Annotated in this window: 10 protein-coding genes; all 10 read left to right on the plus strand. The window is 66.5% G+C overall.

Annotated elements, in window-relative coordinates; genetic code table 11:
• Positions 1 to 4 precede the first annotated feature (4 nt).
• The 10 genes from tilS (at position 5) to ASG62_RS18245 (ending at position 13,409) form a co-directional block, all read left to right on the plus strand.
• Positions 5 to 1,339, plus strand: coding sequence for a tRNA lysidine(34) synthetase TilS (gene tilS, locus ASG62_RS18200; protein WP_056696935.1), 1,335 nt, complete (start codon positions 5 to 7; stop codon positions 1,337 to 1,339).
• Positions 1,340 to 1,468: 129 nt separating this feature from the next.
• Complete coding sequence (gene ftsH, locus ASG62_RS18205; RefSeq protein ID WP_056696937.1) at positions 1,469 to 3,397, plus strand: ATP-dependent zinc metalloprotease FtsH; 1,929 nt, start codon at positions 1,469 to 1,471, stop codon at positions 3,395 to 3,397.
• 188 nt (positions 3,398 to 3,585) lie between these two features.
• Complete coding sequence (gene glmM / locus ASG62_RS18210) at positions 3,586 to 4,932, plus strand: phosphoglucosamine mutase (protein ID WP_056696939.1); 1,347 nt, start codon at positions 3,586 to 3,588, stop codon at positions 4,930 to 4,932.
• Between the two features lie 99 nt (positions 4,933 to 5,031).
• The gene (locus tag ASG62_RS18215; RefSeq protein ID WP_056696940.1) at positions 5,032 to 5,892 is read left to right on the plus strand and encodes an outer membrane protein; all 861 of its coding nucleotides are present in this window, start codon (positions 5,032 to 5,034) and stop codon (positions 5,890 to 5,892) included.
• Between the two features lie 208 nt (positions 5,893 to 6,100).
• Positions 6,101 to 6,973: an outer membrane protein gene (locus ASG62_RS18220; protein WP_056696943.1), complete on the plus strand. Its 873-nt coding sequence runs from the start codon at positions 6,101 to 6,103 to the stop codon at positions 6,971 to 6,973.
• Positions 6,974 to 7,172: 199 nt separating this feature from the next.
• A complete protein-coding gene (locus tag ASG62_RS18225; RefSeq protein ID WP_056696945.1) occupies positions 7,173 to 8,348 on the plus strand; it encodes a phosphoserine transaminase in 1,176 nt (391 codons plus the stop codon).
• Positions 8,349 to 8,571: 223 nt separating this feature from the next.
• The gene (gene serA, locus ASG62_RS18230; RefSeq protein WP_056696947.1) at positions 8,572 to 10,164 is read left to right on the plus strand and encodes a phosphoglycerate dehydrogenase; all 1,593 of its coding nucleotides are present in this window, start codon (positions 8,572 to 8,574) and stop codon (positions 10,162 to 10,164) included.
• Positions 10,165 to 10,413: 249 nt separating this feature from the next.
• Positions 10,414 to 10,713, plus strand: a complete 300-nt coding sequence (locus tag ASG62_RS18235) for a hypothetical protein (RefSeq protein WP_056696949.1) — start codon at positions 10,414 to 10,416, stop codon at positions 10,711 to 10,713.
• A gap of 237 nt (positions 10,714 to 10,950) precedes the next feature.
• Positions 10,951 to 12,690, plus strand: coding sequence for a sensor histidine kinase (locus tag ASG62_RS18240; protein ID WP_162246031.1), 1,740 nt, complete (start codon positions 10,951 to 10,953; stop codon positions 12,688 to 12,690).
• Entirely contained in the window at positions 12,687 to 13,409 is a 723-nt protein-coding gene (locus tag ASG62_RS18245) for a response regulator (protein WP_056696950.1), read from the plus strand. Before ASG62_RS18240 ends, ASG62_RS18245 begins: the two co-directional genes overlap by 4 nt.
• The last annotated feature ends 138 nt before the right edge of the window (positions 13,410 to 13,547 follow it).

Below are 13,547 nucleotides of genomic sequence, written 5' to 3' on the forward strand. Positions count from 1 at the left end.
CCGCGTGCTGACGCCCGGCGATGCTCGGCCGATCGCCCTCGAAGAGGCGCTTGCGCTCTGGGTCCGAGCTTTCCGCTGCGCTTCTCATCCGCCGATCACCGGCCCCGTCGTGCTCGCCGTGTCGGGCGGACCGGACTCCATGGCGATGCTCTGGCTCGCCGCAGAGAACAAGGTCGAGCTTTCCCGGCTCGGCATCGAACTCCACGTTGCGACCATCGACCACGGGCTGCGCGAAGCGGCCATTCACGAAGCCGAAGAGGTGGCGCGTGTCTGCGGCGCTCTCGGGCTCCCGCACCGCACGCTTCGATGGGAGGGCGAGAAGCCCGCCTCGAACCTGCAGGGCGCCGCGCGCCGCGCGCGCTATCGGCTGCTCGAAGCGGCGGCGGAGGCTGTCGGCGCCGCGGCTGTTCTGACGGCGCATCATCAGGACGACCAGATCGAGACGCATCTCCTGGCCCGCGGGCGCCATGCCGGCGACCGGGGCCTCGCCGCCATGCGGCCGCGCCGGGCGCTGGCGCCGGGGCTCGATCTCTTGCGCCCTTTTCTCGCCCTGCCCGGCCGCCGCATGCGCTTGACCGCCGAGGCGTCGGGGCTCCCCTTTTTCGACGATCCCAGCAACGACGACGACCGCTTCGATCGCGTCCGCTTGCGTGGCCGTGTTCGCTCGATGGGGGAGGGCGAACGCACGGGACGGATGGCCGAGATCGCAGGCCATCGCCGGGCGACGGATCGCGCGGACCAACTCGTTGCGGAGGTGTTGAAGGAGAGCTTGGCGAGCGTCGACGATTTCGGCCGTGTTCGACTGGAGGCCGAGCGATTTCGCGATCGGCCCTTCGATGTTTGCGCCGAGACCCTTGGGCGTGTTCTCGCAGCCGTCTCCGGTGGCGAGCACATGCCGGAGCGGGCAGCCCTGGAGCGGTTGTGCCGAGAGCTGGCGAGGACGGGCGCGGGTGCCTTGACGCTCGGCGGCGTGCGGGTCGAGCCCGGTCCGACTCTGGTCTTCGCTCGGGAATATGGTCGCACGGGGCCGTCGATCGTTCCCTTCAACCGACAGAAGGCTCGCGCGCTCTTCGACGGGCGGTTCGACGTGTCGCTCGGGGAGGGGGGAGGACTCGGCGAACCGGGCCTCGAAGGCGCCCATCTCGTGCCGTTCGGCCGGCTCGGCCGAGGCAATGCGGCCGAGCGGACACTTCCGATCTTGATGGGGGAGGGCGAGACGGTGCTGGCAGCGCCGGCCCTCCTTGCGGACAAGTTGCCCGATGTTTCCAGGCGACTCGTGATCGCCGGCCGGGTTTCCTGGCGGCTCTGGGCCGATTTGCCGCGCGGTCGAAGATCATGACGGCAGGTTAACCGCCCGACCCCTTATTGCCGCAAAAGCGTGCGAGATGGTTGGCAAGGAATATAGAGGCACCTATCTTCGGCGCATGCGCCGAGAGAGTGACGTGGTCGCTCGTATGCAGGACAACCTATGAACCAGAATTTTCGCAACTTCGCGCTCTGGGCGATCATCGCGCTTCTGCTCATCGCCCTGTTCCAGCTCTTTTCCAGCGGGACCCAGGGCGCCGCATCGCGGGAGATCCCCTATTCGCAGTTCCTGTCGGACGTCGACTCCGGCCGGGTGCGGGCGGTGACGATCCAGGGTCCGCGAATCACGGGCAACTATTCCGACGGCTCGAACGGTTTCCAGACCTATTCGCCGGGCGATCCGAACGTCGTCTCGCGCCTCGAAGGCAAGGGCGTCACCATCACGGCGAGCCCGCCTTCCGACAATTCGAACCCGATCTGGTCGATGCTGCTCTCCTTCGGGCCCATCCTCCTCATCCTCGGCGTCTGGATCTTCCTGATGCGCCAGATGCAGGGCGGCGCGGGCGGCAAGGCGATGGGCTTCGGCAAGTCCAAGGCCAAGCTTCTGACCGAGGCGCATGGCCGCGTCACCTTCGGCGACGTCGCCGGCGTCGACGAGGCCAAGCAGGATCTGGAAGAGATCGTGGAATTCCTGCGCGAGCCGCAGAAGTTCCAGCGCCTCGGCGGCAAGATCCCGCGCGGCGTGCTCCTCGTCGGACCTCCCGGCACCGGTAAGACGCTGCTCGCGCGATCCGTCGCGGGAGAGGCGAACGTGCCCTTCTTCACGATCTCGGGTTCCGACTTCGTCGAGATGTTCGTCGGCGTCGGCGCCAGCCGCGTGCGCGACATGTTCGAGCAGGCCAAGAAGAACAGCCCCTGCATCATCTTCATCGACGAAATCGACGCGGTCGGTCGCCATCGCGGCGCGGGCCTCGGCGGCGGCAACGACGAGCGCGAGCAGACGCTGAACCAGCTTCTCGTCGAGATGGACGGGTTCGAGGCGAACGAGGGCATCATCCTCATCGCCGCGACCAACCGTCCGGACGTGCTCGATCCCGCGCTCCTGCGCCCGGGCCGCTTCGACCGTCAGGTCATGGTGCCGAACCCGGACGTCGGCGGTCGCGAGAAGATCCTGAAGGTTCACGTCCGCAACGTTCCGCTGGCGCCGAACGTCGATCTGAAGACGATCGCGCGGGGAACGCCGGGCTTCTCGGGCGCCGATCTCGCCAACCTCGTCAACGAGGCGGCCCTCATGGCCGCGCGTCGCTCCAAGCGGCTCGTCACGATGCTGGAGTTCGAGGATGCCAAGGACAAGGTCATGATGGGCGCCGAGCGCCGGTCGATGGCCATGACCGAGGACGAGAAGGCTCTGACCGCCTATCACGAGGCCGGTCACGCCCTGGTCGGCATTCACGAGCCCTTCAACGATCCGCTGCACAAGGTCACGATCATTCCGCGCGGTCGTGCGCTGGGCGTCACGATGAACCTGCCGGAGCGCGATCGCTACGGCATGCGCAAGAACGAGATGGAAGCCCGCCTCGTCATGATCTTCGGCGGCCGCGCCGCGGAAGAGATCATCTACGGCCTCGACAACGTAACGACGGGTGCTTCCAACGACATCCAGCAGGCCACCAACATGGCCCGCGCGATGGTCATGGAATACGGCATGAGCGACAAGCTCGGCCGCCTTCGCTACCGCCAGAACCAGGAGGAGATCTTCCTCGGCCATTCGGTCTCGCAGCAGCAGAACATGTCGGAAGACACGGCCCGACTGATCGATTCCGAAGTGCGCGGCATCGTCGAGGTCGCCGAGAACAAGGCGCGCAAGATTCTGAACGAGCGGATCGACGAGCTTCACATCGTTGCCAAGGGTCTGCTCGAATACGAGACCCTGTCGGGCGACGAAGTGCGCGATCTCATCGCCGGCAAGACGCTGGCCCGCGACATGGGCGACGACACGCCGCCCTCGCGCGGCTCGGCCGTGCCGAAGACCGGGTCGATCAAGCCTTCGGGTTCGCAGGAAGGCGGCCTGGAGCCGCAGCCCTCCGTCTGAGGCAGGACGCTCTTCGACTGAACACAAAAAAGGGCGGCCCCGTCGGGTCGCCCTTTTCGTTTGTGCGAGCCTGTGACAAGGGACATGCCGAAATGCGGTCCGCGGCAGGGCCGGACGAGATGGTCTTCGCATTCTCGTGCGCGTGCCGGCCGCCCGAGCCCAATCTCCATCGCCTGCGGGGAAACGCCATGGCCAAGAAGTTCTTCGGCACCGACGGTATTCGCGGGCGCGCCAACACCTATCCGATGACGGCCGAGATCGCGATGAAGGTCGGCATGGCCGCCGGCCTGTCCTTCCAGCGCGGCGACTATCGCCACCGGGTCGTGATCGGCAAGGACACGCGCCTGTCCAGCTACATGATCGAGAATGCGATGGTGGCGGGCTTCACCTCCGCCGGGATGGACGTATTCCTGCTCGGGCCGATGCCGACCCCGGCCGTCGCGATGCTGACGCGCTCATTGCGCGCCGATATCGGCGTCATGATCTCGGCCTCGCACAATCCCTTCGAGGACAACGGCATCAAGCTCTTCGGCCCCGACGGCTACAAGCTCTCCGACGAGAACGAGGCCGAGATCGAGTCGCTGATCGAGCAGGATCTGTCGCGGCGTCTGGCGGATTCCGGCAAGCTCGGACGCGCCAAGCGCGTCGACGGCGTCCACGACCGCTACATCGAGTTCGCCAAGCGCACGCTGCCGCGCGCTCTGTCGCTGGAGGGCATGCGCATTGCCATCGATTGCGCCAATGGTGCGGCCTACAAGGTGGCCCCGGAGGTTCTGTGGGAGCTCGGCGCCGATGTCGTGAAGATCGGCGTCGATCCGAACGGCACAAACATCAATCTCAATTGCGGCTCGACTAGCCCGGCCGCCCTCTGCGCCAAGGTGCGCGAGGTGCGTGCCGATATCGGCATTGCCCTCGACGGCGATGCGGACCGCGTGATCATCGTGGACGAGGACGGCACGGTCGTCGACGGGGACCAGATCATGGCGGTGATCGCCGAATCCTGGGCCGATGACGGCCGTCTCGCCGCCGGCGGGATCGTCGCCACCATCATGTCCAATCTCGGGCTGGAGCGGTTTCTGGAGGGCAAGGGCCTGCAACTCGCGCGCACCAAGGTCGGCGACCGGCACGTCGTCGAGCATATGCGCGAGCACGGCTACAATGTCGGCGGCGAGCAGTCGGGCCACGTCATCCTGTCCGACTACGGCACGACGGGGGACGGCCTCGTCTCGGCCCTTCAGGTTCTCGCGGTCGTGCGCAAGAGCGGGCTGCCGGTCTCGGAGGTCTGCCGCAAGTTCGAGCCGGTTCCGCAGGTCCTGAAGAACATTCGCTTTTCCGGCGGCGAGCCTTTGGAAATGTCGAGCGTTCAGGACGCGATCAGCGCCGGGCGCGATCGGCTGGGTGCGTCGGGGCGTCTGGTGATCCGCCCCTCCGGCACGGAGCCGCTGATCCGCGTCATGGCGGAGGGCGACGATCCCATCCTCGTGCGCACCGTCGTCGACGACATTATCGGCGCCCTCGGGCGCGTGACCGCATAGGGACAACTTCTGGCTTTAAGCCTCGGTTAACCATAGCGACATATAAACTCCGGGACATTCGAAGCGGCATCGACCGCCTGTCCTGGAGAGACCGAAGCCATGCGCGCGATCACGTCCCTTTCCCTTCTGGCCCTTGGCCTGCTTGTCGGGACCGCGCCCGTTCGGGCAGCCGACATCATCGATCCGATCGTCGAGGTGCCGATCGCGACCACCGGCTGGTATCTGCGTGGCGACGTCGGCTACGTCACGAGGTCGAAGACGAGCGGCGACTACGAGTTCTGGAACCAGGGCTACGACAAGGACGGCAATCGCGATCTGTCGGCGATCGGCAAGGACGAGACCGTTCACTACGACGAGATCAAGCTCCGCGACGGCGCGTCCGTCGGCGCTGGCGCCGGCTATCGCTTCAGCGATCAGTTCCGCGCGGACGTGACGGCGGACTACTTCAAGACCGACGTCGACGGCCGCAGCGACTGCGCCTACCTCGTCGAGATCGGTTACAATATCAGCCCCGTCGACAGCGGCTGCCGCTACAACGACAGCTCGGAAGCCACGATCTGGACGTTGATGGCCAACGCCTATGTGGACATCGCCCATTTCGGCCCGATCACGCCCTATATCGGTGCCGGCGCCGGCTTTGCCCATGTCTCCTACGATACGATGAACAGCTCGACCCAGTGCGGCACCCAGCCCGGCTGCAACGGCCGACCGGACGATCAGGGCAGCCATCCCGGCTACGACAGCTGGCGCTTTGCCGGTTCGTTGATGGCGGGTGCCACGATCGACATCACGCAGCAGCTGAAGCTCGACGCCGGCTATCGCTACACCCGCATTTCCGAGGGTGACGCCTTCGGCTTCGACGACGCGGATGCGGCAACCGGCGCCAGCGGCGTCCAGGGCCGCGACCACGGTTTCGATCTCCACACGATCCGCGCCGGCCTGCGCTACGACTTCTTCTGATCCGACCGGTTCATAGACTGGAAAGGCCGCCCTCGCGTCAGCGAGGGCGGCCTTTCGCGTTTCCGGGCCGGACACGGACATCATTAAAATCGTGTTGCGGGACGTGGTTAACGAACAGGGTTAACCGTCGGTTAAGCCTCTTGCGGCAGTGTCTGCGCAGACCGTTCCATCCTTTCTGTTCGATGGGCTCAAACGAGGAAGCGCAGTCATGAAAGCCATCGTCCGAAGCCTTCTTCTCGGCGCCGTCAGCCTGGTCTCGGTCTCCTCCGCGACGCTCGCCGCCGACATGGACGGGCCGTTCTACGAAGCCCCGCCGGAGATCGAGCCGGTCGAGGTCGGCAATGGCTGGTACTTGCGCGGCGACGTCGCCTACGACTTCAAGACCGATGTCGATGTGGATTATCAGACCTTCTCTCGCGCCCTCGAGCCGAACTTCTACCCGCTCGTCCCGATCAGCTACGGCGCCGAGAGCTACGACGAGTTCGAGATCAAGGACGGACCGGCCTTCAGCCTCGGCGCCGGCTATCAGTTCACCGACATGTTCCGCGGCGACCTGACCGCGCACTACTGGAAGCAGGACGTCGACGGCAGCGATCTGCGCGCCGGACCCTGCGCTCCTCTTTCCAGCCCGCTGGGAACCGGCTGTCTCGCGTCGGACACGGGCGATGTCCGCGCGTGGGAACTGATGGCCAACGCCTATGTCGACCTCGGCAATTTCGCGGGCTTCACGCCTTATGTCGGTGCCGGCGCCGGCGCCGTTCATCTCGACTACAGCTCCCTTCGAAGCGAGAATGCCTGCGTCGGCGGCGTCGCCGCCTGCGGCAACACGGGGAACGTCACGATCGCGCAGGAAGGCCTCGATTCCTGGCGCTTCGCCTACGCCGCCATGGCCGGCGTCTCCTACGACATCAACCAGACGCTCAAGCTCGACATCGGCTACCGCTATCTGAACGTCGATGGCGGCGATGCCTACAGCTTCGCCACCACCAGCATCAACCGCGGAGCGTCCGGCCTGCAGGCCACGGACGACGGCTTCGATCGTCACACGATCCAGGCGGGCCTTCGCTACTCGCTGTTCTAAGCCTCTGGCTTTCAAAGACCTCACCGGAAAGGGCGGCGGAGCTGGGCTTCGCCGCCCTTTTTCGTGCGCCCGCCTTGTCATCGCGATGTCGCAAAACGTCCCTGGAAATGTCGCTTGACGGCCCGCGTGCGGAGGAATACCAGCACCGACGGGACACATCCCCCCAACGGGATGCAAACTATCTGTGAGGATAGAACTGATGGCGAATTTCGCAAAACCGGACCTGCGTCCGGCCAATCCCCGTTTCTCGTCCGGCCCCTGCGCCAAGCGCCCCGGCTGGTCGCTCGATGCTCTCGCCGACGCGCCGCTCGGCCGCTCGCATCGCGCCAAGGCCGGCAAGGCCAAGCTCCAGCTCGCCATCGACGAGACCCGCGCCATTCTCGGCGTGCCCGCCGACTATCGCATCGCCATCGTTCCGGCCTCCGACACCGGTGCCGTCGAGATGGCCATGTGGTCGCTGCTCGGCGCCCGCGGCGTCGATCTCCTCGCCTGGGAAAGCTTCGGCGCCGGCTGGGTGACGGATGCCGTCAAGCAGCTGAAGCTCGCCGACGTGCGCACGTTCGAGGCCGGATACGGCGACATCGTCGATCTGGCGAAGGTCGATTTCGACCGCGACGTCGTCTTCACCTGGAACGGCACGACCTCCGGCGTGCGCCTGCCGAACGGCGATGCGATCCCGGCCGGTCGCGCCGGCCTCACCATCTGCGACGCGACCTCGGCCGCCTTCGCGCAGGACCTGCCCTACGACAAGCTCGATGTCGTGACCTTCTCCTGGCAGAAGGTGCTGGGCGGCGAGGCCGCGCACGGCATGCTGATCCTCAGCCCGCGCGCCGTCGAGCGTCTCCTGACCTACAAGCCGGCCTGGCCGCTGCCGAAGATCTTCCGCATGACATCCGGCGGCAAGCTGATCGAGGGTCTCTTCAAGGGCGAGACGATCAACACGCCCTCGATGCTCTGCGTCGAGGACTATCTCGACGCGCTCGCCTGGGCGAAGTCGATCGGCGGTCTCGAGGGGCTGAAGGCCCGCGCGAACGCCAATCTGGCGGTCGTCGAGCGCTTCGTCGAGGCCAATCCGTGGCTCGGTTTCCTCGCCACGTCGAAGGACATCCGGTCGAACACGTCGGTCTGCCTCCAGTTCGTCGATCCCGCCGTCTCGGCGCTCGCGCCGGACGCGCAGGAAGCCTTCGCCAAGGGCGTCGTCGCGCTTCTGGAGAAGGAGGGCGTCGCCCTCGACATCGGCGCCTATCGCGACGCGCCTCCCGGCCTTCGCATCTGGTGCGGCGCGACCGTCGAGGCCTCCGACCTCGAAGCGCTGATGCCTTGGCTCGGCCACGCCTATGTGGCGCAGAAGGCGACGCTCGCAAAGGCGGCCTGAAGCCGTTCTGCCTGTCCGTCGCGACGGGGCACGGATGAGACGCCGTTCTTCTCCCGAACGGGGAGAAGAACGGCGCGAAGCGCCGGACGGACGAGGGGGCTTGGCGCCCTATCCGTCCGCCCCTCATCCGACCCTTCGCGGCACCTTTTCCCCCCGGAGGGGAGAAGAATGGCGTCTCGGCTTGCCGCCCTCATTTTCCTTTTCAGATCGTCAGGATCATCCCATGGCACCCCGCGTTCTCGTTTCCGACCAGCTTTCCACCACGGCCGTCCAGATCTTCAAGGATCGGGGCGTCGAGGTCGACTACCTGCCCGATCTCGGCAAGGACAAGGACCAGCTCCTCGCCGTCATCGATCAGTATGACGGCCTTGCCATCCGCTCGGCCACCAAAGTCACCGAGAAGCTGATCGCCGCCGCGACCAAGCTGAAGGTCATCGGCCGCGCCGGCATCGGCGTCGACAATGTCGACATTCCGGCCGCCAGCCGGAAGGGCATCATCGTGATGAACACGCCCTTCGGCAATTCCATCACCACGGCCGAGCACGCGATCGCGCTGATGTTCGCCGTCGCCCGCCAGCTTCCCGCGGCCGACGTCTCGACGCAGGCCGGCAAGTGGGAGAAGAACCGCTTCATGGGCGTCGAGATCACCGGCAAGGTGCTCGGCATCATCGGCTGCGGCAATATCGGCGCCATCGTCGCCACGCGCGGCGTCGGACTGAAGATGAAGGTCATCGCCTTCGATCCGTTCCTGTCGGCCGAGCGGGCCGCCAATCTCGGCATCGAGAAGGTCGAGCTGGACCAGCTCTTCAAGCGCTCCGACTTCATCACCCTGCACACGCCGATGACGGAGAAGACCAAGGGCATCATCGACGCCAAGGCGATCGCCCAGATGAAGGACGGCGTGCGCATCATCAACTGCGCGCGCGGCGGTCTCGTCGTCGAGGCCGATCTCGCCGAAGCCATCAAGTCCGGCAAGGTCGCGGGCGCGGGCTTCGACGTGTTCGAGACCGAGCCGGCCAAGGAGAGCCCGCTCTTCAACCTGCCCAACGTCGTCTGCACGCCCCATCTCGGCGCCTCTACGGAAGAGGCGCAGGAGAACGTCGCGCTCCAGGTGGCCGAGCAGATGTCGGACTACCTGATTTCCGGCGCCGTGCAGAACGCTTTGAACATGCCCTCGATCTCGGCCGAGGAAGCGCCGCTGCTGACGCCCTTCGTCAAGCTCGCGGAAGTGCTCGGCGCCTTCGTCGGTCAGGTCACGGAAGATCCGATCAAGTCGGTCGAGATCGTCTATGACGGCCTGCCCGGCACGCTGAACACGCGCGCGCTCACCAGCGCCGCCATCACCGGCCTCCTGAAGCCGCTGATGCAGTCGGTGAACATGGTCTCCGCGCCGCTGATGGCCAAGGAGCGCGGCATCATCGTGTCCGAGGTTCGGCGCGACAAGTCGGGCGTCTTCGACGGCTACATCAAGCTGACCGTCGAGACCGAGAAGTTCACGCGTTCGGTCGCCGGCACGTCCTTCTCCGACGGCAAGCCGCGCTTCATCCAGATCAAGGACATCAACATGGAGGCCGAGGTCGGCCGCCATATGCTCTACACGACGAACAAGGACGAGCCCGGCGTCATCGGCGAGCTCGGCGCCATGTGCGGCAAGAACGACGTGAACATCGCGAACTTCCATCTCGGCCGCAACGAGAAGGGCGGCGATGCGATCGCCATCCTCTATCTCGACGAGCCGCTGGACGAGCGCGTGATGAACGAAATCCGCAGCCTGAAGAAGATCGGTCAGGCCAAGCTTTTGTCCTTCGACATCTGACGGCCAGGATCGGCCGGCGGAATCTCGCGAGACCGCCGATCGAGAGCATCACGACATGAAGGAGGCGGCGCGGCGAAAGCCGGCCGCCTTCGTCGTTTGGCGGTCCCGATATGGGACGGATGCGAAGCCAAACGAAACCGTCGAGTAACCATTTCGCGCCGAAGCGAACGGTCCTCGAAACAGCGCCTGGCCTAAGCACGGCCCCGAAAGACGCCCGGCTCCGTTGGCCGGGCCGTTCGGGAGAGAGCCATGCCGTCCTTCGCCACCGCCTTCGCCGAGACCGCAGACGACGAGTTGTCGCCGCACGAGGTTTTCGGGGCACCCGCCCTGCCGTCCGCGCGGCTGCTCTTCGGCGCGCGGCTCCTGTCCAAGCTTGCCTGGATCGCGGGCGCAGCGAACGAGGACCGGGCTGCGAGTCGCCCGGCCGCCCGCCGCTCCCCGCCGAATCACTGCGAGTTCGACTACGACTACTACGTCGCCCTGCAGAGCCGGCGCCGGCATCAACCCAGCCGATTGCACCGCCGCGAGACCCTCGACGGTAAGATGTAGGCCGCTTTCGGCCGGGGATCGTGAGTCCATCATGTTCATCTTGAACCGGATGGGCTCACGATCTCTCTGATCTCGTTTGTCTCTTCGGGATAACCGGCTTCCGCTTATCCCTGACAAACTTCGGCGCCTTCTACGAAGCGCCTGCGGCTCCACCCCTCCCCATACGTCAGAAGATGTGTTTCACTTACGTGTCCACGCGCCCGGGGGATGGGCGCGGACGGGCCGGGAACCCGCGTGATGTCGATCGAGTACATGACCTTTGCCGAGCCGGCCGAGGTTCCGCCGGCGGCGATCGGCGGGTCTCGGACCGCCGGCTGGAAGCTGGCCGTGATCGACGACGATCAGGCGGTGCATGACGGCACGCGCTATGCCCTTCGCAACTACCGCCTGAACGGGCGAGGCTTCGAGCTGCTCGGCGCGCATTCGGGCTCGGAGGGTTTCGAGCTTCTGCGCGACCATCCGGACACCGCGATCGTGCTTCTCGACGTGGTGATGGAGACGGAGGATGCCGGGCTGAGGCTGGCGCGCCGCATCCGCGAGGAGCTGGGCAACGAATTCGTTCGCATCATCCTGCGCACGGGCCAGCCGGGACAGGCCCCGGAGCAGCGCATCGTGATCGACTACGACATCAACGACTACAAGGCGAAGACCGAGCTGACCGCCGAGCGCCTGTTCACGACGCTGACCTCCTCGCTGCGCTCCTACGAGCAGCTTCGGCGGCTCGACGACATGCGCTCGGGGCTGGAGACGATCGTCGGCTGCGCCGTCCAGCTCGGCGAGACGCGGTGCCTGACCTCCCTGGCGGAGGGCGTTCTGATGCAGCTGAACGCCGTGCTGACCATCGAGGCCGGCGGCATGCTCGTTCTTCGCGAGACGCTCGACGGCGCCCATGCGGTGCTGGCGCGCACGGGCAGCTTCGTCTCGCCGGAGCCCGGCGCCGTCGATCTTCACGCGCTCTTCGCGGAGGCCGCGCTTGCCGGGCACTCGCTGGCGGGGGAGGGCCACAAGCGGCTCTATGTGCGAACCGGCGGCGGCTCGGAACTGCTCGTCATCCTCGATCCACCGGCCGCCCTGACGCCGACGCAGATCTCGCTCGCCGGCGTCTTCGCCGCCCGGCTCGGCGTCGCCTTCGACAATGTGCGCCTGCACGAAAGCCTCGCCCGCGCCAATGCCGATCTCGAACGGCGCGTGGAGGCGCGCACGGCCGAACTCGGCGCCGCCAATGCGAGGCTGGAGGCGCAAGGGGCGCAGCTGAAGCGGGTCAACGCCTTCAAGAACGAGATCCTCGGCACGATCGCCCACGACCTCAAGAACCCTCTCGCCGTGATCCTCGGCCGGACGGAGATGATGACGACGCTGGCGGCGAAGCTGGGCGAGCCGGTCCTGTCGTCGCTCGATCCCCAGATCGGCCACGTGCGCGCGGCCGCCCTGCGGATGAACCGCATCGTGGACGTCTCCGTCGCCGACGCGATGGCGGATGCCTTCGACATTTCCGTCGCCCGCCGGTCCGTCGATCTCGGCGCGATCGTGCGCTCCGTCGCCGAGCTGAACGAAGGTCTGGCGGAGGCCAAGGGCCAAGTGCTGGAGATCGAGGCGGAGACCGGTCTTCACATATCCGGCGATCCCGACCGCCTGATGGAGGCGGTGGACAATCTCGTCAGCAACGCGGTCAAGTACACGCCGGCCGGCGGTCGCATCCGCGTGTCCGCGCGGCTCGTCGGCGGCGAGGCGGAGGCGGCGGTCGCCGATTCCGGGCCGGGCCTGAAGCCCGAGGACGTCTCGCGTCTCTTCGGCCGCTTCCAGCGCCTTTCCGCCCAGCCGACCGGGGGCGAAAGCTCGACCGGGCTCGGCCTCTCCATCGTGCGCAAGATCGTCGATCTGCATGGCGGGCGCATCCACATCGCGGAGACGGGGCCGCTCGGCGGCGCGTGTTTCGCGCTCGTCTTCTCTCTCCTGGAACGAAGGCTCGAGCCATGAGCTCCGACCCCCTGATCATCGTGGTCGACGACGAAGCCGCCACACGCGAGATGATCGGCGACTACGTGGGGATGAACGGCTTTCGCGTGAAGCTCTGCGACGGCGGCGCCAGCTTTCGCGAGGTGCTGCCGGAGGAGGAGCCGGCCCTCGTCGTGCTCGACCTCAACATGCCGGGCGAGGACGGGCTGTCGATCGTGCGCTTCCTGAAGAGCGAGCATCCCGTGCCGGTGATCATGCTGACGGCGACGGCAAGCCTGATCGACCGCGTGGTCGGGCTGGAACTCGGGGCCGACGACTATCTGGCGAAACCCTGCGAGCTGCGCGAGCTTCTGGCCCGCATCCGCTCGGTCATCCGGCGCAGCCAGCCGGCCGCCGGCGCGGTGGCGCCGGGCCCGCCCGCGCTGCCGCGCCGGGAGGTGCGCTTCGGGGCCAAGGTGCTCGACCTCGACACGCAGCTTCTGCGCGACGAGGAGGGCAACGAACTGCAGCTCGTGCCGAGCGAGTTCAACCTTCTGAAGGCCTTTGCCGAGAACCCGCGCCGCGTCCTGACGCGGGAGCGGCTGCTGACGCTCGCCAATGCCCGCGACACCGATCCGTTCGACCGCTCGATCGACGTTCGCATCACGCGCATCCGCCGAAAGATCGAGGCGGACCCGGCGCATCCGACGATCATCCGCACGATCCGCGGCTCGGGCTATCTCTTCACGCCGGACGGATGAACACCGTCGCGATCTTGTGCGCTGCAGCAGTTGGAACGCGGCGCGAAATCCTACGGAAACATAGCCGCTCCATGCTCGGCGACGACATCACGAGGGGCGGACGGACGATATGAGGGGCAGGACCAGAGGGAGGACAGA

It is taken from the genome of Aureimonas sp. Leaf427, assembly GCF_001425485.1.
Lineage (GTDB): Bacteria > Pseudomonadota > Alphaproteobacteria > Rhizobiales > Rhizobiaceae > Plantimonas.

Bases quoted from the DNA above. Each gene is read 5' to 3' on its own strand.
- ftsH (WP_056696937.1), top strand. From the start codon at position 1,469: ATGAACCAGAATTTTCGCAACTTCGCGCTCTGGGCGATCATCGCGCTT.
- glmM (WP_056696939.1), top strand. From the start codon at position 3,586: ATGGCCAAGAAGTTCTTCGGCACCGACGGTATTCGCGGGCGCGCCAAC.
- ASG62_RS18215 (WP_056696940.1), top strand. From the start codon at position 5,032: ATGCGCGCGATCACGTCCCTTTCCCTTCTGGCCCTTGGCCTGCTTGTC.
- ASG62_RS18220 (WP_056696943.1), top strand. From the start codon at position 6,101: ATGAAAGCCATCGTCCGAAGCCTTCTTCTCGGCGCCGTCAGCCTGGTC.
- ASG62_RS18225 (WP_056696945.1), top strand. From the start codon at position 7,173: ATGGCGAATTTCGCAAAACCGGACCTGCGTCCGGCCAATCCCCGTTTC.
- serA (WP_056696947.1), top strand. From the start codon at position 8,572: ATGGCACCCCGCGTTCTCGTTTCCGACCAGCTTTCCACCACGGCCGTC.
- ASG62_RS18235 (WP_056696949.1), top strand. From the start codon at position 10,414: ATGCCGTCCTTCGCCACCGCCTTCGCCGAGACCGCAGACGACGAGTTG.
- ASG62_RS18240 (WP_162246031.1), top strand. From the start codon at position 10,951: ATGTCGATCGAGTACATGACCTTTGCCGAGCCGGCCGAGGTTCCGCCG.
- ASG62_RS18245 (WP_056696950.1), top strand. From the start codon at position 12,687: ATGAGCTCCGACCCCCTGATCATCGTGGTCGACGACGAAGCCGCCACA.